An 18,726-nucleotide genomic window follows, 5' to 3' on the forward strand; every position below is an offset into this window, starting at 1 on the left:
GAAGTGATTCGCGAAACGGATGACTGCCTCTCATATTTGGACCGGCCATTAGATGAAACCCCTTCTGATAGCGACCTGAGAGCCATGGCTCCCTGGCCCAAAGTAGCGGAGCTGAGCAACCTTAGTGTGGGCATCTTGCCTACTTACACGATCAATGGTTGGACGCTTTAAGCCGCAGCCTGCCAGGGGACTGACTCAACGAACTGTGCTTATGTCATAACACTGGAGTGGAAAATTTGATCTAGTTTTTCCAAAATTTCTCAATATCATCCTCATGCTCCAAACAGATTCAGAGGTAAATGACCATAGGTCTCGTTCAGACCATCGGCAAAGGCCGACTGGCAAGACACCACGACCCCCCGATGCCTACCCTCATAGGGTTCGGCATAGCATGCCCCCGTTTTGCCATTGAATTTGATATAAGCTGGCCCCTCTACTGCAGTCTGGTCAAATGTGGATGGATATCCCATTGCCTCCAGGTAAGTCTGCAAAGCCCGGTAACCTGCCTGCGTCGTTTCGGCACACACCCCGAAAATCTGATAGTCACAGGCCCGGGTTACCGTCTGGAGTGCCTGCTTGACGACGACAGACTCTGGCAGGGTATCTGCCGATCGGGCGTCAGTACAATCAAATTGCTTCAAAATGCGATGAGCGTCTGGAAGGGTCAAATCAGAGGAAAGTTGCATAGCCATTCAAAATTCAAAAGTATGCTCTGTCCCATCATCGCCCTATCCCGTCACCCTTGGCCCCTGTCTTGAAGATAAATGTCCGTGACGCATGACTAAGCACGGATGACCCAATCCCCTCAAGAATTTCTGGGACTTCTGCGCCGGAATCGGCTTGCGGCTGACGATCTCTGGCGCAAATTCAAGAACTGTTGTTGTAAATGTTGGGTATCTACAGCTTGAGCCCCGTAGCGCCAGCGCACATACGCATCAGAAATCTCATCAATGATCGCGGAAGCCTCCGGGGGCTGTTGGGTCCGCACCTGTTGGGCATATTCAAAGGGGGTTTGGGTGGGCTGACGACGCAGCCCCCGATCGCCCAACCAGTCCAGCATCTGACGGTAAAGACTTTCCATTGCGGGAAGTCTGGCCAGCCAGAGCTGATATCGCCAGGCCCGCCAGGCATTCCAGGCCAACCAGAGCAGAAAGGCCAGTCCGACCCCAATGAGCAGGGCTGCGAAGAGGCCAAACCAGCCCTGGGTAATCAGACTAATGAACCAGGCCACAATCGCGACAATGGGCCCGAAAATAATGCTGAAGAAGCGATTCAGAAAGCTGGTGACAGGAGAGGGTAACCAGCCAGCGACCCACTGCCAGAACTTCTGTAGAACGGTGAAAGTCTGACTTTCTTCTACCGAAGGGGGGTATAACTCATGGCCAGGGATGGGGTCAAAGGCAAACCAGCCCTGCTTTGGGAAGTACACTTCCGTCATCGCAAAAGCGTCTGTATTCTTGACAATGTAAAGCCCTGTGAAGGGGTTAAATTGTCCTGGCAAAAATCCTGTCGTCAGTCGAGCCGGAATCCCGACCGAACGCAACATCACCGTCAGAGCCGTGGAGAAGTGATCAGGATAGCCCCCCTTATACAGGAAAAGGAAGGATTCCACCATATCCTCGTTAAATCCCCAGAAAGGCAATTCCGGTAGAATCTGATAATTCTGCTTCAGATATTGGGCCAGGTACAGCGCCTTCTCATAGGGATCTTTCAAGATATTGGGGGCTGTGGCCAGGATCTCCTCTGTGCGCTGTTGAACTCGGGGCGCAATAGTCGGTGGAAGTTGCAGATAATATTTGCGAATGTTAACTGGATAGACCTTGGGAGCTTTACCCAGTACTGTCCGATTCCGGAAAGGAACTTCCGAGATCACCGTATAGGTGGCTCCTTCCGTGACTGCCAGTGGAGATCGCAGCCCTCCTTCCGCATCAACCCCAATCTCGTCTGTAAAGAAATAGAGTTCCTTCGGCTGATACAAAGCTGGAATGATGTTGGGAAACTCCTCAGACACGATCGTGTAGGTCTGGACCACTTCTCGCGTCCGGCCAGTCAAATTCATAATCGGCAGAAAGAACTGGTAGGTCCAACTCGGTCGCCGAATGGGGGAAGATCGATCGCTGCGAGAGACCTCCCAACCCTGGCCCGTATAGCGATCGAAGGCCATGACCCGCCAGAACCCCTCTGCCTGGGAACGAACGCGCATCACCACCTTGGGTTTTAACTCTCCTCGGAGGTTCTGATTAATCTGGTTATTAAATCCATAGTAATGATCTGGGTTCAACGTCCCCTGGCCCGTTCCCTGACCTGCCTGGGGATCTCCCTGACCCTGACCCGTTCCGGGTTCATTGCCGCCTCGGGAGGGATAACCCGGATTGGTAATTCGGCTCAGATCGGTACGTTGTTGTTGCAGATTTGCGGGTGGACTGACGGGAAAAGTCCGCAGCTGATATCCCGGAAACCGGGGCATCAGGGTGAAGACGACCAGACCTAGGCCGACGATCGCTACCCAAAATACCCCCAGCCTGCGGGGAGACAGATCTGCGGTGGGTATTTTCAGACCCCGCAACACCAGACCCAGACGGGACCGATAATCCAGCACCAGCACGGGCAGGGCGATCGTAATAAACAGGAGTAGCATCGGTCCAAAAGCCAGGGTCTCACTCAGGGTCCCGGCGACGCCAATCAAAATCAGCCCGATGACCATGGAGTACCCCAGATCTTTGCGTCGGGGCAAGTCGAAGCTATGTAGGACCTGGAGTTGAATCAGCAACTGGGCCAGTGCCAGCCGGGGATCATTGAGTTCACCAAACAGGCGACTGAAAAAAGCCGCCAGGGTAAGCAACATCCCGATCGCCAGCATGAATTTAGTTGCAATATTCCGCTTACGTCGCCGATACCAGCTCCAGCTTGCCCCCACAATACTGAAGGGGACTGACCAATAACTGGTAATCTGCCATCCCCCAATCCCGCCAGCGGCCACATCTGTAGCAATGATCCCTACAATAACCAGAGCCTGCGTCAGCACCCGTAATAAAACTGAATCCTCTGGCTCCGGCAAAGGAAGATTTTCCCAAGGTCGCCACCCACGAAAACCTGTGTTACTGGGCTGTTGCTGTGTACCAGAAGCATTAGACATAGGTTTTGATCTTTCCCAACCAGGTCTGAAACCCCAGTTCTATAAACTGCAGATCCTGGACCTATCTTAGCTTCTGGACAGACCAGCAACCAACCCGGGGGAATCATCCTGCCGATCCCTACCCCATCCCTTTTTCCCCATGCCAACAAAACAATTGAGACATCCTACCGGATGCCTGAAATACACCTCATCTCTCCGACACGGACCATTCTAGACGGTTCAAACCCTAACGTTCTGCAGGGGAGATCGCAAAGGTTAAGGGGGTTTGAACGGCGGTCTGCAGTTGAACTTCCAGAACAGCCGTCCAATCCAGGGGCAGATTCGAGACTTCCAAAATCAAGGAGCCCCCATTATCTCTGGAAGCAGATGCCTGCGCTGCCGACGTTTGGAGGGTTAGACGACCTCCACTGGGCAGATGGGCTTGAACTTGTAGTCGGGCTTCCGGTTGGACCTCATAGTGCAACTGCAAGGTCAGAGGCCCAGCTTGGGTCAACCATTCCCGTTCCACGATCGGTTGGCTTGCCGATACGGTCAGGGTCAGGGAGCGCAGAATTTCCCTGGCCGCCAGCAATGAGAGGACCATCTGCTGGGTAGGATTGGCCGTTGCGTAATCATCAGGCATCGTTTCCCGGACTGGAGCCGGGGCTGCCGAACCCCGACTGGGGGACAGCAAAACTTGCCCAGCGAGATGATTCAACAACTGTGAATCCTCAGGAAAGAAAGACTCCACTGCCTGAACTAGCTTTGCTCCTTCTCTCAAGGGCGTTTGGACCAAATTCTGACAATGCTGCAGGAGCTGAGTCAGGATTTCTTGGGGCATCGGCACGGGCAGGTTGAGGCGGCGTAGTTGAGCCAGCCATAATCCTGCAACCGGTTCTTCAACAACGGATACATCCGATTCATAATCCACCAGCTCCGTTTCCCAGGGAAATAGGGGAGGGTGAAGCTGGATCTCGGCTTCTAGCCGACGTTTAATGAGGGTATAAAATCGATCGTGCACAGTAGATATTTCTCCCAGTTTGAGTGTTCCATGCCCTGACTGCGGGGAGAAGTCTTGAAGCGCATCGGCCAGTAGGTCGATCGCTTCACCATCAAATGACTCTAAGATAATCGACTCCAGTTCATCCAGTCCATCAACTGAGGAAGCATGAACTCCATTTGGAGTGAAAGGCTCTACAGCAGCCCCCCCACTGCAATCGATTGTACTACTGACCTCCCAAGGTGTATTAGTCGAAGCAGAGCCAGAACCCTGAAATAACCAGGTGATAAATTGTTCCGGTGAAAAAACAGGATCCTTCTCCATCTTCTAGACTCCTATTCATCTGTAGAAATACCTGATCCGGACATTGCACCATTACGAATTTCCCAGGCTTGCTCCAGCAGTTTGGACCACTGCTTCTGGACCTGAGTCGTGGTGAAGCCCAAATCCTGCGCGATCGCAAGATCGGGCACGCCCTGCTGTTTCATCCGCAAGAGACTCAACTGCTGCTGGCTGATGCGAGCCTGGAACGTTTGCCACTGGTGAGAGGTCAGCCCCAGATTGTGATCCAGATCAGCCTCCAGCCACTGATGCACCAATTCCCATCGGTGGGACAGTGCAAAGCGCACTAGGTGATACTTGAATCGCTGTTGCAAATAATCCCGCTGGCGGGGAGTTAGGCCCAGTACCGCTTCAATCTCATTAGCAGACAAATCCTGCAAACGTAGCGCAAAATAATCTGCACAGTCATTTTGCTGCCGCTCTTCCAGATAAGCCATCAAATCTGCCACGACATTATGGCGTAAAGAGTCCTCGGCTGGCTCCAGATCTTGGGCAACCATCTGTTCCCGCACCCGTTGCAAAGAAGCTGCATTCCAAATGTGATCCGGTTCAGACCCCGATCCTTCAGCAGCCTGCTCAATATCCACAAAAATCTCTGCGGGTTGCTGTTGGGAAAATGTCTGTGCCCGAAGGATAATCAACTGTTGATTACGACGTCCTGGCAGGGGGATACGACGTTTGGCATAACGTTCCGAGAAAGCCATATACTCCGCCAGATCCAGGAGAGTTTTAGGGGTATAGTCTGCCGTAAGTTGGGCTTCCCGGCGGAACGCATTCAGAGCCTCAATATAAAATCCTTGCAGGAAATCCTCAATCAGGGTTAAGCGGGCCTGATAGCTAGACTGAACATGGGGCGGGGTAATGTAACGGTACACAACTGCACTCAGGGTACTGTGAAGCTCGACCCGTCCTCGACGGGAGCCCAATTTATAGTAAGTCAGACATTGTTTGAGGCGATGACGTGCCAAAGTGACCGCCCAGGAATCGACCTGGCCAGAATCTTGGATCCGTTTACTTTCCGAACAAATCCGACTGACTTCACTAGCCAAACGCTCTGCAACCATCCGGCAGCTTTTTTCAGTCGCTTTAGTGGATTGTTTAAGTTCGTTGAACAGCAGTTGAAAAATTGCCTCCACGATCTGGCAGATCTCCCTAGATGTTTATCTGCTAACAAAAACCCTAACACACCCATAGAAAGTCTAGACTGGTATAGTTTTAACCCTCCCGTTCAAGATGGACACAGGAATGGATTTGGACCAGCAGATTCAGGTGTTAATTGAGTATGCCCCCAAGGATGGGGTTACTCCTAAGGTGGTAGAGGCGATTGCACCCGCTCTTAAAAGGATTGCGCAGAAACTGCGCCATCCTCAGTACTACATTCTACAGACTCTAGAGCAAAGCTGGATTCTTACGACAATCAGCAATCGGGCAAATCCGGGTCTTGAGAAGAATGTGATCTATGCCTTTTCTACCCTTAAAGATGTTGCTGCAGGCTCTCAGCAATCTTTAAGGGATTCTCAGATTCTGGCACTTCCCGTTCCGGCAATTCACATTCTGTTTCAAATGATGGCCATGGAGACAGTAGACAGCGTTGTTTTCTTTGAAACGCCTGGTAATGTTGACACTGGAACAGAGATTAAGCGTACAGAGCTGCAAACCCTGATTCAATCTTATCTACAGGCTAATTTCTCCAGCAATATACCGCCGAATATTGCCTGATCGGCTGAATCTGGAAATTTATTCTTAGGATCTTGGATTCAATAACCTGGAGTTCTTCAACTTTCACCCCCAACCCCCTCACCCAAATTGGGGTGAGGGTCCTCAGGAATGGGGCACTTTATTTCATTTCCGAGCCTTATAACGAATAAACCTGACCATCAATCAGAAGCCGGGTAATTCCTTTAGCTTGTAAATAGGAACTGACCTTCTGAAGCATTTTGCCATCGGGTACCTTAATCACCCGCTGCGTTTTCCGGGAGAACCGGCGAGCCACGCGATGATTGTCAAAGATGGGCAGAATTCTCTCCTGAACTTCCCCGTCTGGAAACTGCCCCAGAACCGCAAAATCCTTCAAAGGACGGGTAATCAGCTCAGAGCCCCGATCGACCACCAGATAAAAAATCTTGGGCACAGAGGCCTCTGATAGAGGTAATACCTGAACAAAGGATTTGGCCTGGAGGGGAGAAAAATCCACTGCTAGAAGATCATCCTCCAGGGGATCTCCATCCTCCAGGTCCTCATCGTCGTCCAGATCATCGTCCAGGTCCTCATCATCGTCCAGGTCCTCGTCCAGGTCCTCATCCAAATCTTCTAACTCCGGCTCCCGATCGAGCAGGTCTTCTCGAATAATCTCCTGTAACGCCTGAATTCCCTCGCTGTAAACATCGTCCATAGAACCTGCTGCATCAGTTGCCTCCACCTGATTCACTGAAGCCAGAATCACAGGCTCCAGATGGGGAGTTGGTTCAGCTTCCACAGGGACTGCAGAACGACGGCGTTGCCGCCGCTGAGGGGAATTGGGTTCTGTCGTAGATAAAGATTCTGAAAAAGGCAAAGCAGGCTGCACAACTTCTGCAGCCCTATTCTCTGAGTCTGAACCATCCATCTGGTCTGCTATTTCCAGCATCGGTTGCGGCTGATCTCCCTGCAGTCGCAACCCCCGTTTCTGCTGAATTAAAGTTTCATACTCAAGATCTGGAATTCCATGCTTAAGGATGCGGCTAATCGTACTGGTGCTGACATCATAGCGACTTGCCAGTGTTGCAGTCGTTTCCCCTGGCAACCGATAGAGCTTCAGAATATTCTCTTTATCAGACTCAGATAGCTTTTTGGCAGTCATGGGCACAAGGGTTCTAGTCAGCTCTATCCATTGTATTGCAGATGGCTCAAGACGCTCAGACTGGTCTCAAGTTCCTCTGGCACTTCGACGAGAACCTGCTCGCCGAGAACGAGTTGAAAGGTCATGCTCCAGAGCAGCCCCAATTCCAAACAGGACGCCACTAAAAATCCAGAATACCTCCGGCAGACTCCCACTTTGATAGCTCGGTTGGTTACTAGCGTACTTGAAGTAAATATCGGCAATGTAAAGACAAAAGGCGGCGGCTGCAATCATCCGCCAGGAAAGAGAAGACCGTCCGCCCCAATAGGCTAACAGCAAGATGGAGGCCATAATCAGCAGAACAACATCACTAACCACGTAGAAGAGCTGAATTGGCCCTTCCAGCGGAGCGAGTTGCTTCTCCAGTTCCTGCGCCCATGTGGGCACTTCCTTGGCTGGTTTCCCAGACTGAGTTTCGGATGGACTGGGAGACACCACAGGAGAGGCGGGAGACTGCTGGGTTGTCGGAGCGGGAGAGGTGGGCTTGGCCACAGGAGGCTTGGCCACAGGAGGCTTGGCCCCTGGCGCAGGCTTAACCGCAGGAGCCTTGCTGGGCGATCGAACGGGGGGTTGAGCTGGTTTTGCCTGTGTGGGAGCCGTTTGAGCCATCACCGCATCCGAGAAAAGGGCCTGAGGTTGTGCTGTATTTGAAGTTGAAACCCAGGTGGCCAGACCAATCCCTACAGCGGCGATGCCAGCTACAACGGCCCATTGCCAGATTTCCAGATTCAGCCGTCGGGTAAAAACAGCCGAGATCAATCCATAGCCCAGACAGATGTAGGTCGGGATGTAGAAAAAGTCTCCTGGTGACACGGCGGGCTCAATCCCTAAAATGGTCTCCCAATAGAAGAATAGAATTCCACCCAGGAAATAAAATAGCATCCCTAGTCCGATCGCCAGCCAAACATTCCGCCCACTTACAATCTGAGGACTACGCCAGTTTATAAAGCAGAGGACGGATGCAAAAATATAGGCCACCAACTCAAAGATGGTAGTGCCAATTCCGTACCAGGTTCGATCTTCTCCGGGTGTTCCAGGAGTGCTGAAGAGAAGAAAGAACAGCAGGGCCAGAATTGACCAGATAAACCCGGCAAGCACAATATTTCGAACAGAAAGGAGAGCTTTGGAGCCGGGGGACTTTTCAGAAGAGCCGCTCATGGGAATTCACAAGATGACGATTTCGGTTAAGTATAGAGATAAATTAAACAAAAATTTCACGTTGGCGTCTCATAGCGTCGCATATGGAAAGAAGTTGGTTCTCGATCGTAACCATTCTTAAGGCAGTCATCGCCAGAACTTACTGTTAGGAGATTGGCCCAACCAATCCATAAACTGCTTGCGCTCGGAAGCACCCATATCCTGGAGGGACTCCAGCACGCGCTCAGTAAAGCTGGCATTCCCAAAATAACGCTTGCCCAGCTTATGCAATTCTTGCAAGAGGGTATTGAGATGGTGCTCATCCCAGGCAGGCAGGCGGGGAGCATTTAAGGGGTCCATCGTCAGGAGATGGTTGACGCCATCGGGAGAATCAGCCTGGGGAAAGCGCCACTGTTTAAAGACATCACTGATATCTTTCTGAAACAACCCGGCCTGCTTTGCTCCTAAATAATCTTCAATATCGACATAAACAGCTTGGAGGATGAGCAAGCTGGCCTGGGTCAGAGCCGGGGCTGTTCCATCTGTGCCTGCCTGAGCTTCGCTGGCTAGCTGATCTAAGCGGACTTTCCCCCAAACACTATAGCGTTCAGGCTCTTCTAACAGGACACAGGCTTTCCCCCGGTTATCGGTCAGATCTCGCCAGAAAGCCTTTGCATCATCCTCCTGACTGGAACTAAAAACGCTGATCAGGCGAAAGGTCTGCCCCTGGTACTGAAGGATAGGAATCTGCTGCTCCCGATTTGGGTGCTGCACACTGGTAATCTCAACATCCTGTCGCTTTAGAATAAACATGACACTGTTAACTCACTCCTGTCAGAGCCTGGGGTTCGCTCTCAATGGCTGTTTCCCAGCTATAGCTGCTTTATGACTATAGCTGTTTCATGACTATAGCTGTGTCAGCGCAATTTTGATAACATAAGCTAGCAGATTCGAGAAAATTTAACTCGATCTCTTTACCCATTGTTTTCATTCATTTTATAGAGGCAGATCTGAATTATCACAATTCAATCCTAATCTTACTGTTTGCCCTCGTAGCGCAGTGGATAGCGCAAGGGATTTCTAATCCCTGGGTCGCAGGTTCGAATCCTGCCGAGGGCGTCCAAAAAGGCTTCCAGAATCTTATTCCTAACTCGGACTCCAATTTTCTTTCCTTAACATGAAATCTCACCTAGAGAGATTTCGGCCCCTATTTCCTCTGCTGAACAGATGCACGCCACACCTCTATATTGCATGCAACGCCTCTAGTGAAACACAGGATAACTATTCCAACAAGCCCAGATGTGGCCTTGTCGGGCATGATCAGCAGTGACTGCGAGATCGGGAATTGTCTCTAAAAACAAACAAGGGTGCTGTTAACAGCACCCCGGGGAGAACGATAACTTGAATTTTGAATTAGAAATTTGCAGTTTCAGAAATAATTAAGTGATGACTCCGATCGATACTGAGCCAGCCCTCTTCTTTAAGCTGACCGAGCAAACGAGTCACAGTTACGCGGGTCGTTCCGATCGCATTCGCCAGATGCTGGTGGGTCAGCCGGACATTGAGCCGCATACCTTCCGCTGTGGGGTGGCCAATTTCTTGGGTCAGCAGGAGCAGCAGGTGACAGAGACGATCTCGGACCCGCCGATGCCCAATCAACGCCAGAAATGCCTCTGTCTGTCGCAGTCGGCGGCCTAAATGGCCGAACACATTTTGGGTCAGCACCGATGAGGCTTCTAATTCTGCCAGGGCAACCCGCATCAAATCTACATCAGACAGGGCCGCTGCCTGGTAGGGATGAATCACTGTCAGCGGTAACCCAAAAGGCATGGAAGGGCCTGCCAGACCTAACAGCGCCTCGTCTCCGGTTGGGTAGAAGGTACTGAGTTGAACCACGCCACGGCTAACAATCAGAACTTCCTGCGCCGTCATGGGAATAGTTTGACCACAACTGTAGTGATGGAGACTGCGTCCCTGGTAAAGATCTTCTAGAAATTGACGAGGATCAGTAGATTGGGAGACGCTTTCTGGAGAGGGGGAGTGAAACAGACTGTAAGTCATAGTACCTGACGCTGATTCTGCCTATCAGTGTCAACGGTCAAGCTAAAGAAAAGGTAATTCCCAGGTTCAGTCCAGGTTAAGATTTGCAGTCTGGATAACATTGAGACAGCGAATAGCCTCCAACATTCCCCTGGCTTTGTTCAGGGTTTCCTCATATTCCCGTTCCGGATCAGAATCTGCGACCAAACCAGCACCGGCCTGAACCATGACCTTATGTTTTCCCTGGAGATTGGCCTGCACCACCATGGTCCGAATAGCGATCGCCGTAATCAGTTGACCTTCAAAGTCATAGTAGCCATAGACCCCCGAGTAAACCCCCCGACGACAGGGTTCCAACTCATGAATAATCTCCATGGCCCGAATTTTGGGAGCCCCGCTGACTGTCCCGGCAGGGAAGGCAGCCTTGAGCAGATCCCAGGCTGTTTTGCCCGGAGCCAGTTGCCCAATAACATTGCTGACGATATGCATAACGTGGGAGTACCGCTCAATCACCATGAGCTCATCCACCTGCACGGTGCCGCTGCTGCAAACACGCCCCAGATCATTCCGGCCCAGATCCACCAGCATGACATGCTCAGCCCGTTCCTTCGGGTCCTGCAATAAGTCTTCCGCTAGGGCCGCATCTTCCGCCGCTGTTTTTCCCCGGGGCCGCGTGCCTGCGATCGGCCGCAGGGTCGCAATTCTGGGCGCATCCGGGTCAATGCCGTGTTCTGCCTTCACCATCACCTCCGGACTAGACCCAATGATTTGCCAATCTCGGAAATGGAAATAGGCCATGTAGGGAGACGGGTTAATCAACCGTAAAGAGCGATAGAGGGCAAACGGATCCCCCTCATATTCCGTTTCCAGTCGCTGGGAAATCACCACCTGAAAAATATCCCCAGATCGGATGTACTCCCTGGCCGCCTCCACATTGACACAAAACTGTTCTTTGGAGGTGTTACTGGTATAGGTGAGCTCCTGTTGCCTGAGGCCGGGCGGCGTCCATTCCAGAATGGTTTTCTCTGCGGGTAAGGGCAACTGCAACTGACTGACCATCTGGGTAACCCGATCGCAGGCATTTTGATAGGCTCGCTTTAAATCAGTTTCAGTCCGCAGATCGGCATAGGTAACGGCCCAAATTTTGCGCTTCACCTGATCAAAAATCAGCAGACTATCCACCTGCATCCAGAGACCATCTGGCAGATTCCCCTCCTGGGCCGGATAGATCGGGACTCTCGGTTCAATCCAGCGGATCAGTTCGTAGCCCCAAAACCCAAATAACCCCCCAATGCCGGGCGGCAATTGGGGTAGCTTGACGGGCTTGTAGGGCTGCAAACATTCAGCCAGGGCCAGGAACGGATCCCCTTGAAATACGTTGACTGAGCCATCCCGATAGGTCTGAATCGTGCGATCGCCCCGCGCCTCCAGCACCCACAGCGGATCGCAACCCAGCAGACTGTAGCGGGCTAATTGCTCTCCCCCCTCTACCGACTCCAGCAAAAAACTGTAGGGTTGACCAGCGCAGACTTTATACCAGGCAGAAACTGGGGTGTCCAGATCGGCGACCCATTCCTGATAGACCGGCACGAAGTTACCCTGGCGGGCCAGGTGCTCAAATTGGGAAAAGTCGGGAAGCATCATAAGGCGAAATGTAACGGTGCGGCCATGCGCCCATACCAGAAAGGAACGATTCCATGACCCAAAAAAATAGGGCAGTAAGTTTGAGATGATACCATCTCTGCTTACTACCCACCATTGAAATCTTTGGCTGTCGATCGCCGAAAGCTTTTCGCAATCAGACTATTTCGTAATCAAAATCAAACATCGTAAGGAGCATTACCGCTGAACTTGATGGTTACAGGCTCAGGATTGCTGCCAATATTGCGAGCTTTGCTACCAACTGCTTCCCGACCAGCGTTCACCTTTTCAGGGAAAACACCATCTTTGGGATGCAGATGCTGAACTTCCCCATTCGGGAAAACTCGGGAGATCTTGTAATCGGTAATCTTGAACTTGGTCCGTAGTTGAGCGCCCAAAGCGATACCATGCTCTTTACGAGCCAGGTAAAGCAGATTTTCGCCTTCATGCATCACTGCCGCACCACCTGTAGGCATTTCGAAGACTTGCTCCTTTTTGCTGGTCCAGGTGATGGCATATTTTTCTTCAACGGAGGCTTTAGATAGTAAGGTGCTGCCGGTGCTGCCACCAAATAAAGGAGTTTGTCCAGTGAGGGTTTCTGACATAACTTCTCTGTAAATCGGTTTCCGGCATCCTATCACCGAGACTGTACCCACTTATCAACTTCGTCAGGAACTGTTACAGTTCTTCAGGATTGCCGGATGGTCGAACGTCCTTTGCGAACCGGGGTTGAGTTGCCGTTTTGCCGCTGGGATGAAGCCCCAGCATCCTGTTGTGCAGATTGCTCCGGGTTATCCTCCACGATCGGGATTGTAAAGTGAAAGGCACTGCCCTGATCGCGTCCCGCCGATTCCGCCCAGATCTCCCCTCCCAAGGCATTGACAATCTGGCGACAGATCGCCAGCCCCAGACCCGTTCCCCCGGCACTTCGTCGCAGAGCGCCTTCTTCCTGATAGAAGCGATCGAACACGACTTCCAGCCGATTTGGCTCGATCCCCCGGCCTGTATCCGCCACCGTGACTTCCATCATCTGGTTATCGTTGCAGCGCCGCGCTTGAATCACCACCTGCCCTTCCGGTTGGGTAAACTTGCAGGCATTGTCCACCAACTTGGCCAGCACCTCGACCAGCCACTCCCCATCCGCTCGCACCAGGGGCAGCTTGGTCGGGACCTTCGTTTTAATTTGCGGTAGGGTCTTTTCGGTGACTCTTGTCCGGATGCTGCTGAGGGCCAGATCTACACACTCTCTTAAGGGCAAAGATTCCAGGTGCCACTCCACCCGCCCACTCTCTAGCCGAGACAGGGTGAGAAAATCCTGTACCAGTTTCCGCATTCGCTCCGCATCGGTCAGTGCCGTACTCAACATCACCTGTTGCAGTTCTCGGGGCATGTCCGGCTCACTGGATAGGCTTTCCAGGCAGATCTGAATCGTGGATAGGGGCGTCCGTAGCTCATGACCCGTAATGGCGACCAGATTGCTGCGGGTACGATCGAGGGCCTCCAGTTGCTGATTCAAATCTTCTAGATGGGAATAAGCCTCCGCCTGAATCAGGGCAACCCCGACCTGGATGGCGATCGCCTCCACCAGGGCCACGTCATCCCCTGTCCAGGGTGGGTCTGCTTCACAGGCACAATGATGCAGTTCCAGCATGCCCAACAGGCGATCCTGATAGAGCACCGGTACGAGCAGCCAGGTGCTGATCTGGCAACGCGCCACCAGAGCCTTGAGGGTATCCGAGCCCTGAATCTGAGGATGTTGAGAAACTGCCTCAATGTAGACCAGTTCCCGATTAGTCACGATTTCCTGAAACAGGGGATTGGTTTGCAACGGCCAGGACTGATGGAGTAAGGAGGTAGCCTCATGCCCCAGGAACTCAAATTGAATCGTGGCCACCGAATCGCTGGCCTTACAGCGGTAGATCAGGCAACGGCAGGCATCCAGGGCTTGCCCCAGTTCCTGCACGGCCACACCCAAAATTTGATCAGGATCCAGCGATCGGCGGATCGCGGCAGTGATCGAGTTGACCAACCGCTCCTTGCGTTCCTGAGCCGCAATGGAGCGATAGGCTTTCATTAACTTGTACTGACCCGCCTGCAGATAGGTCACCAGCCGATCGGCAAAAGGCCCCGGATTGACCTTATTAAAGCCTTGGGGTTGCTCAACCAGAAATTCAGCCCTGGCCTCGGCAATTTTCTCCGCCAGCTCGGGACGATAACCCAAAATCCGATCCAGCAGGAGATCGGCAGCTTTGCTAGTGACTGCCCGATCGAAGGTCCAGATGCCTTCAAAGCGGCGGACTTGGTCCATGGGAAGCTGTTCAGACAGACGCATGAGTTTGGAATCAGGCTCCTGGTCAATGGTTTCCCGCTCATGACAAACCAGACAGGAGGCATATTGAGGACCCAGAACCACCAGATGCCATTCCTGACTGAGGGGTTCAGTCGGATCAAAAGCGATGGTTTCGTAATGCTCCGATCGATGGGTAAAATCTGTTTCTGGAGCAGCCAGAACGTAAACCTGACCCGTACATTCGGCAATTCGCTGATAACGACTGGCTTCCTGACGATAAAAGCGCTCCCGCTGAAAACTGGCAATTACCAGTGGCTGAGCCGCTCCTGCCAGGACCTGATCCTCCATTGCATGGGAAAGTGCCGTCAGGGAGGACTTGAAAAAGATCTGGGGGTGCAGGTCAGGGATAGCTTGCAACAGCTCTTCCAGAATGGAAGTGGGGACACTCATCAGCACTTTCTTTGAATATGCTCCTATTGTGATCTAAAACCTGATGCAGAGAACAGCAGGTGAGCCTAGAATCTCAAGATTCGACCGATCGTGCTCCCCAGATACACACAGCCCACCCCCAACACAGGGCTGGCCAATCCATAAAAAATTGCTGCGATCGGGGTGACCCGAAACACCATGACCGTATCCAGACCATAGGTAGAGAAGGTGGTGTACGCACCCAGAAAGCCAGTAGTAATCAGCAATTGTAGTTCCGGCGGAACTTGCAACGATCGCTCCAACACCAGGGTGACAAACAAGCCCATGCCAAAGCACCCACTCAGGTTAATGGCAAACGTGCCGGAGGGAAAGCCAGTCCCAAACTGCTGGGCAAACCAGAGGGTGAGATAGTAACGGGACAGAGCCCCAGCGATCGCCCCCAGACTGATGGCGATCGGGTAACGGATGGCAGGATCTTGGAACATGGGTGGTTCAGCAATTTTTCCATCACAGTATAGGCAGATCCGTACTCTCCTAAGCAGGGGAACCGACCCTGTCGGATCAAACGCCATCCCTAGAATGTAACTAAAGGTTAAGAAGCTGAATTTCCCCAAGTAGGAACATCAGCCATTAATCACCCAATATTGTTTTAAGGAGAACGGGCGATGAATCAAATTAAGACAGTTGCCCTGCTAGGTTTACTGAGCGCCCTGCTGATTACGGTCAGCTACTGGATCATTGGGGGTACAGGCGGTATCGTCATCGGATTGGGTCTGGCTGCCCTCACCAATCTGGGGTCCTGGTATTACTCCGATAAGGTTGCCTTAGCTGTCTACGGAGCCCAACCTGTCAGTCTCCACCAGGCTCCTGGCCTCCACCGGATCGTCCAGCGTCTGAGCGATCGAGCGGGCCTGCCCATGCCAGCCGTTTATCTGGTTCCAGGCAATGCCGCCAACGCCTTTGCCACCGGACGCGATCCAGAACATGCTGCCGTCGCCGTTACCGAAGGGATCCTGCAAATTTTGCCAGAAGATGAACTGGAAGCCGTTCTGGCCCATGAGCTCAGCCACATCTACCACCGGGATACCCTGACCCAGGCTGTCGCCGCCACTGTCGCAGGGGCGATTTCTTTCCTGGCCCAGATTGCCAGCTACAGCCTGTGGTTTGGTGGGGGGCGTCAGGACGATCGCAACGCCAATCCATTCGGTATCCTACTCACCGTGATGCTGGCTCCCGTGGCCGCCACCATCCTGCAACTGGGCCTATCCCGCACCCGTGAATTTGCTGCTGATGCTGGAGCTGCCCGGCTGACCGGCAATCCCCGTGCCCTGGCCCGTGCCCTGCAGCGCATGGAAAACCAGAGTCGTCAACAACCGATCGCAGCTAATCCGGCCTTCGAACCCCTGTTGATCATCAACCCTTTTGCAGGTGAGGGACTGGCCCGCCTCTTTTCCACCCATCCTTCCACAGAGGCCCGTATCCAAAATCTGCTCAGGCTAGAGCGGGAGCAGGGGTATTCCTCCCTGCAAACCTCCCTGGAGTTCTAACCGGAGAGCGAGGAATTTCCTCAGACACGAGTATCATCAAAGTTAGTGGGGTGGGCACGGCCCACCCTACAATTTTGTTTGGATCACTTTATCGTTTGAGTTACATTCCTTGCCATGCGAACCCATTATTGCGGCCAGATCCGCCCCGAACATATCGGACAGACGGTTACCTTATGCGGCTGGGTGGACCGTCGCCGTGATCATGGAGGCGTGATTTTCCTGGATTTACGCGATCGGTCTGGCATTGTCCAGATTGTCAGTGACCCGGTTCGCACCCCCGATTCCTACAGCATGGCCGAGAGCCTACGGAACGAGTACGTGGTCGCCATTACCGGACGAGTCACCCAGCGCCCAGAAGATTCTTTGAATCCTCGCCTGCCTACGGGTGAAGTCGAGGTCTATGCCGATCGGATCGAAATCCTGAACGCTGTTCGCAAGCAACTGCCTTTCCAGGTTTCCACCACCGAAACAGAAACCGTGCGGGAGGAACTGCGGCTCCGCTATCGCTACCTGGACATTCGCCGGGAGCGCATGAGCAGCAATCTGAAATTGCGCCATGAGCTGATTAAAACCATCCGGCGCTATCTGGAAGATGGGGAAGGGTTCATGGAGGTGGAAACCCCCATCCTGACCAAATCCACGCCGGAGGGGGCACGAGATTACCTGGTGCCTTCGCGGGTGAATCTGAGCGAATGGTATGCCCTGCCCCAATCTCCCCAGTTATTCAAACAGATCCTGATGATTGCCGGGGTCGATCGCTACTATCAGATTGCCCGCTGTTTCCGGGATGAAGACCTGCGGGCCGATCGGCAGCCAGAGTTTACCCAACTGGACATGGAAATGAGCTTCATGTCCCAGGATGAGATCATGGACTTGAACGAGCGCCTGTCCTGTCATATTCTCAAGACCCTGAAAGGGATTGACCTGCCCCGGCCCTTCCCCCGCCTCACCTATACCGAAGCCATGGACCGCTACGGCAGCGATAAACCCGACACCCGCTACGGTCTGGAACTGGTAGATGTCTCAGATGTGGTTCAGGGATGTGGCTTCAAAGTCTTCAACGACGCCGTCAGCCAGGGGGGGATTGTCAAAATCCTGCCCATTCCTGGCGGCAATGATCTGATCTCGAATGTGCGGATCAAACCGGGTGGGGATCTGTTCAAGGAAGCCGCCGAAGCCGGAGCCAAAGGACTGGCCTATATTCGGGTGCGGGACAATGGGGAAATTGACACCATTGGAGCCATTAAGGACAACCTGAGCGAAGCCCAAAAACAAACCATTCTGGAGCGAACCCAGGCCCAGGCCGGTCATCTATTATTATTTGGGGCAGGCGATCGGGCTACGGTGAACAAAACCCTCGATCGGCTGCGGCAGTGCCTGGGTCGAGAACTGAACCTGATTGATGCGGACCAGATTAACTTGCTCTGGGTCACAGATTTCCCCCTGTTTGAGTGGAATGCGGACGAGAAGCGACTAGAAGCCGCCCACAACCCCTTCTCCGCCCCCCATCCCGATGATCTGAACGACCTGAAAACAGCCCGGTCCCAGGCTTATGACCTGGTGTTCAACGGCTTTGAAGCCGCCGGGGGCAGTGTGCGGATTCACCAACCGGAAATCCAGGCCAGAGTCTTCGAGCTGATCGGACTCTCCGACGAAGAAGCCCGCGATAAGTTTGGCTTCTTCCTGGAAGCCTTCGAGTACGGAGCCCCACCCCACGGCGGCATCGCCTACGGCATCGATCGCTGGGTCATGCTCCTGGCCGGAGAAGATTCGATTCGGGATGCGATCGCCTTTCCCAAGACCCAGCAGGCCCGCTGTCTGCTGACCGATGCCCCTTCTGGGGTTGATCCCAAACAACTGAAGGAACTCCAAGTAGCTTCGACCTTCAAACCGAAAAAGTAAGGCATTCCTTCGCTCAGCAAATTCAGAGAGAGCAAAAGTGATCCCTGGTGTCCCTGGTTCCCAGACTCTGGCTCCCTGGTTCCCAGACTCTGGCTGGGAACCAAATGCTGCGACGCTGGTGCTGGATGACAGCAAGGGCACCCAGGCAGAGCCTGGGCGCTAGGAGAGAGGGCAGGGGGAGGGTCCCTGGTTCCCAGACTCTGGCTGGGAACCARATGCTGCGACGCTGGATGAYGGCAGGGGCACCCAGGCAGAGCCTGGGCGCTAGGAGACGGGGCGCTAGGAGACGGGGAGAAAATTAAATCCCCTCTCGGGAGGGGTGGCCCCCAGGGCAGGGGTGGGTATGGCCCCCAGGCAGAGCCTGGACGCTAGGAGACTACGGCAGTTCCCTGGGGTCCCTGGTTC

Annotated in this window: 16 protein-coding genes and 1 tRNA gene; 5 read left to right on the top strand and 12 right to left on the bottom strand. The window is 53.1% G+C overall.

Annotated features, from left to right (window positions below):
* Positions 1-272: 272 nt before the first annotated feature.
* The 4 genes from BST81_RS08960 to hetZ form a co-directional block, all read right to left on the bottom strand.
* Positions 273-686 (bottom strand): DUF1824 family protein, encoded by a 414-nt coding sequence (locus BST81_RS08960; RefSeq protein WP_216351273.1) that lies wholly within the window; start codon positions 684-686, stop codon positions 273-275.
* 119 nt (positions 687-805) lie between these two features.
* Positions 806-3,136, bottom strand: a complete 2,331-nt coding sequence (locus tag BST81_RS08965; protein WP_075598214.1) for a transglutaminaseTgpA domain-containing protein — start codon at positions 3,134-3,136, stop codon at positions 806-808.
* 226 nt (positions 3,137-3,362) lie between these two features.
* Positions 3,363-4,439: a hypothetical protein gene (locus tag BST81_RS08970; RefSeq protein WP_075598215.1), complete on the bottom strand. Its 1,077-nt coding sequence runs from the start codon at positions 4,437-4,439 to the stop codon at positions 3,363-3,365.
* Positions 4,440-4,450: 11 nt separating this feature from the next.
* Positions 4,451-5,593, bottom strand: a complete 1,143-nt coding sequence (hetZ, locus tag BST81_RS08975; protein ID WP_171974704.1) for a heterocyst differentiation protein HetZ — start codon at positions 5,591-5,593, stop codon at positions 4,451-4,453.
* A 109-nt stretch (positions 5,594-5,702) separates the two neighbouring features.
* On the opposite strand from hetZ, the gene BST81_RS08980 reads away from it, so the two are divergent.
* A complete protein-coding gene (locus BST81_RS08980; protein ID WP_075598217.1) occupies positions 5,703-6,176 on the top strand; it encodes a hypothetical protein in 474 nt (157 codons plus the stop codon).
* Between the two features lie 136 nt (positions 6,177-6,312).
* Here the strand turns inward: BST81_RS08980 and BST81_RS27415 are convergent, their stop codons facing one another.
* From BST81_RS27415 to BST81_RS08995, 3 genes are all read right to left on the bottom strand, one after another.
* Positions 6,313-7,296 carry a helix-turn-helix domain-containing protein gene (locus BST81_RS27415; protein ID WP_075598218.1) on the bottom strand — a complete coding sequence of 328 codons (984 nt, stop codon included), beginning with the start codon at positions 7,294-7,296 and terminating at the stop codon, positions 6,313-6,315.
* A 66-nt stretch (positions 7,297-7,362) separates the two neighbouring features.
* On the bottom strand, positions 7,363-8,493 hold the full coding sequence (locus tag BST81_RS08990; RefSeq protein ID WP_075598219.1) for a hypothetical protein: 1,131 nt from the start codon (positions 8,491-8,493) through the stop codon (positions 7,363-7,365).
* A 126-nt stretch (positions 8,494-8,619) separates the two neighbouring features.
* Positions 8,620-9,285 (bottom strand): Npun_F0813 family protein, encoded by a 666-nt coding sequence (locus BST81_RS08995; RefSeq protein WP_075598220.1) that lies wholly within the window; start codon positions 9,283-9,285, stop codon positions 8,620-8,622.
* A gap of 233 nt (positions 9,286-9,518) precedes the next feature.
* Between BST81_RS08995 and BST81_RS09000 the strand changes: the two genes are divergently transcribed.
* Positions 9,519-9,591: transfer RNA gene (locus BST81_RS09000), tRNA-Arg, on the top strand.
* A 294-nt stretch (positions 9,592-9,885) separates the two neighbouring features.
* Here the strand turns inward: BST81_RS09000 and BST81_RS09005 are convergent.
* The 5 genes from BST81_RS09005 to crcB form a co-directional block, all read right to left on the bottom strand.
* The gene (locus BST81_RS09005) at positions 9,886-10,533 is read right to left on the bottom strand and encodes a Crp/Fnr family transcriptional regulator (RefSeq protein ID WP_075598221.1); all 648 of its coding nucleotides are present in this window, start codon (positions 10,531-10,533) and stop codon (positions 9,886-9,888) included.
* A 66-nt stretch (positions 10,534-10,599) separates the two neighbouring features.
* Positions 10,600-12,156: an anthranilate synthase component I gene (trpE, locus tag BST81_RS09010; protein WP_075598222.1), complete on the bottom strand. Its 1,557-nt coding sequence runs from the start codon at positions 12,154-12,156 to the stop codon at positions 10,600-10,602.
* Positions 12,157-12,332: 176 nt separating this feature from the next.
* Positions 12,333-12,758 carry a photosystem I reaction center subunit II PsaD gene (locus BST81_RS09015; protein ID WP_075598223.1) on the bottom strand — a complete coding sequence of 142 codons (426 nt, stop codon included), beginning with the start codon at positions 12,756-12,758 and terminating at the stop codon, positions 12,333-12,335.
* 83 nt (positions 12,759-12,841) lie between these two features.
* Positions 12,842-14,893, bottom strand: coding sequence for a DICT sensory domain-containing protein (locus tag BST81_RS09020; RefSeq protein ID WP_075598224.1), 2,052 nt, complete (start codon positions 14,891-14,893; stop codon positions 12,842-12,844).
* 65 nt (positions 14,894-14,958) lie between these two features.
* Positions 14,959-15,357 carry a fluoride efflux transporter CrcB gene (gene crcB, locus BST81_RS09025; protein WP_075598225.1) on the bottom strand — a complete coding sequence of 133 codons (399 nt, stop codon included), beginning with the start codon at positions 15,355-15,357 and terminating at the stop codon, positions 14,959-14,961.
* Positions 15,358-15,537: 180 nt separating this feature from the next.
* On the opposite strand from crcB, the gene BST81_RS09030 reads away from it, so the two are divergent.
* The 3 genes from BST81_RS09030 to BST81_RS29105 all read left to right on the top strand — a co-directional run bounded on the left by BST81_RS09030 (position 15,538) and on the right by BST81_RS29105 (position 18,484).
* Positions 15,538-16,419, top strand: a complete 882-nt coding sequence (locus BST81_RS09030) for a M48 family metalloprotease (protein WP_075598226.1) — start codon at positions 15,538-15,540, stop codon at positions 16,417-16,419.
* A 114-nt stretch (positions 16,420-16,533) separates the two neighbouring features.
* Complete coding sequence (aspS, locus tag BST81_RS09035; RefSeq protein WP_075598227.1) at positions 16,534-18,321, top strand: aspartate--tRNA ligase; 1,788 nt, start codon at positions 16,534-16,536, stop codon at positions 18,319-18,321.
* A gap of 37 nt (positions 18,322-18,358) precedes the next feature.
* A complete protein-coding gene (locus BST81_RS29105) occupies positions 18,359-18,484 on the top strand; it encodes a hypothetical protein (protein WP_290439431.1) in 126 nt (41 codons plus the stop codon).
* Positions 18,485-18,726: the final 242 nt, after the last annotated feature.

It is taken from the genome of Leptolyngbya sp. 'hensonii' (assembly GCF_001939115.1).
Taxonomy (GTDB): domain Bacteria; phylum Cyanobacteriota; class Cyanobacteriia.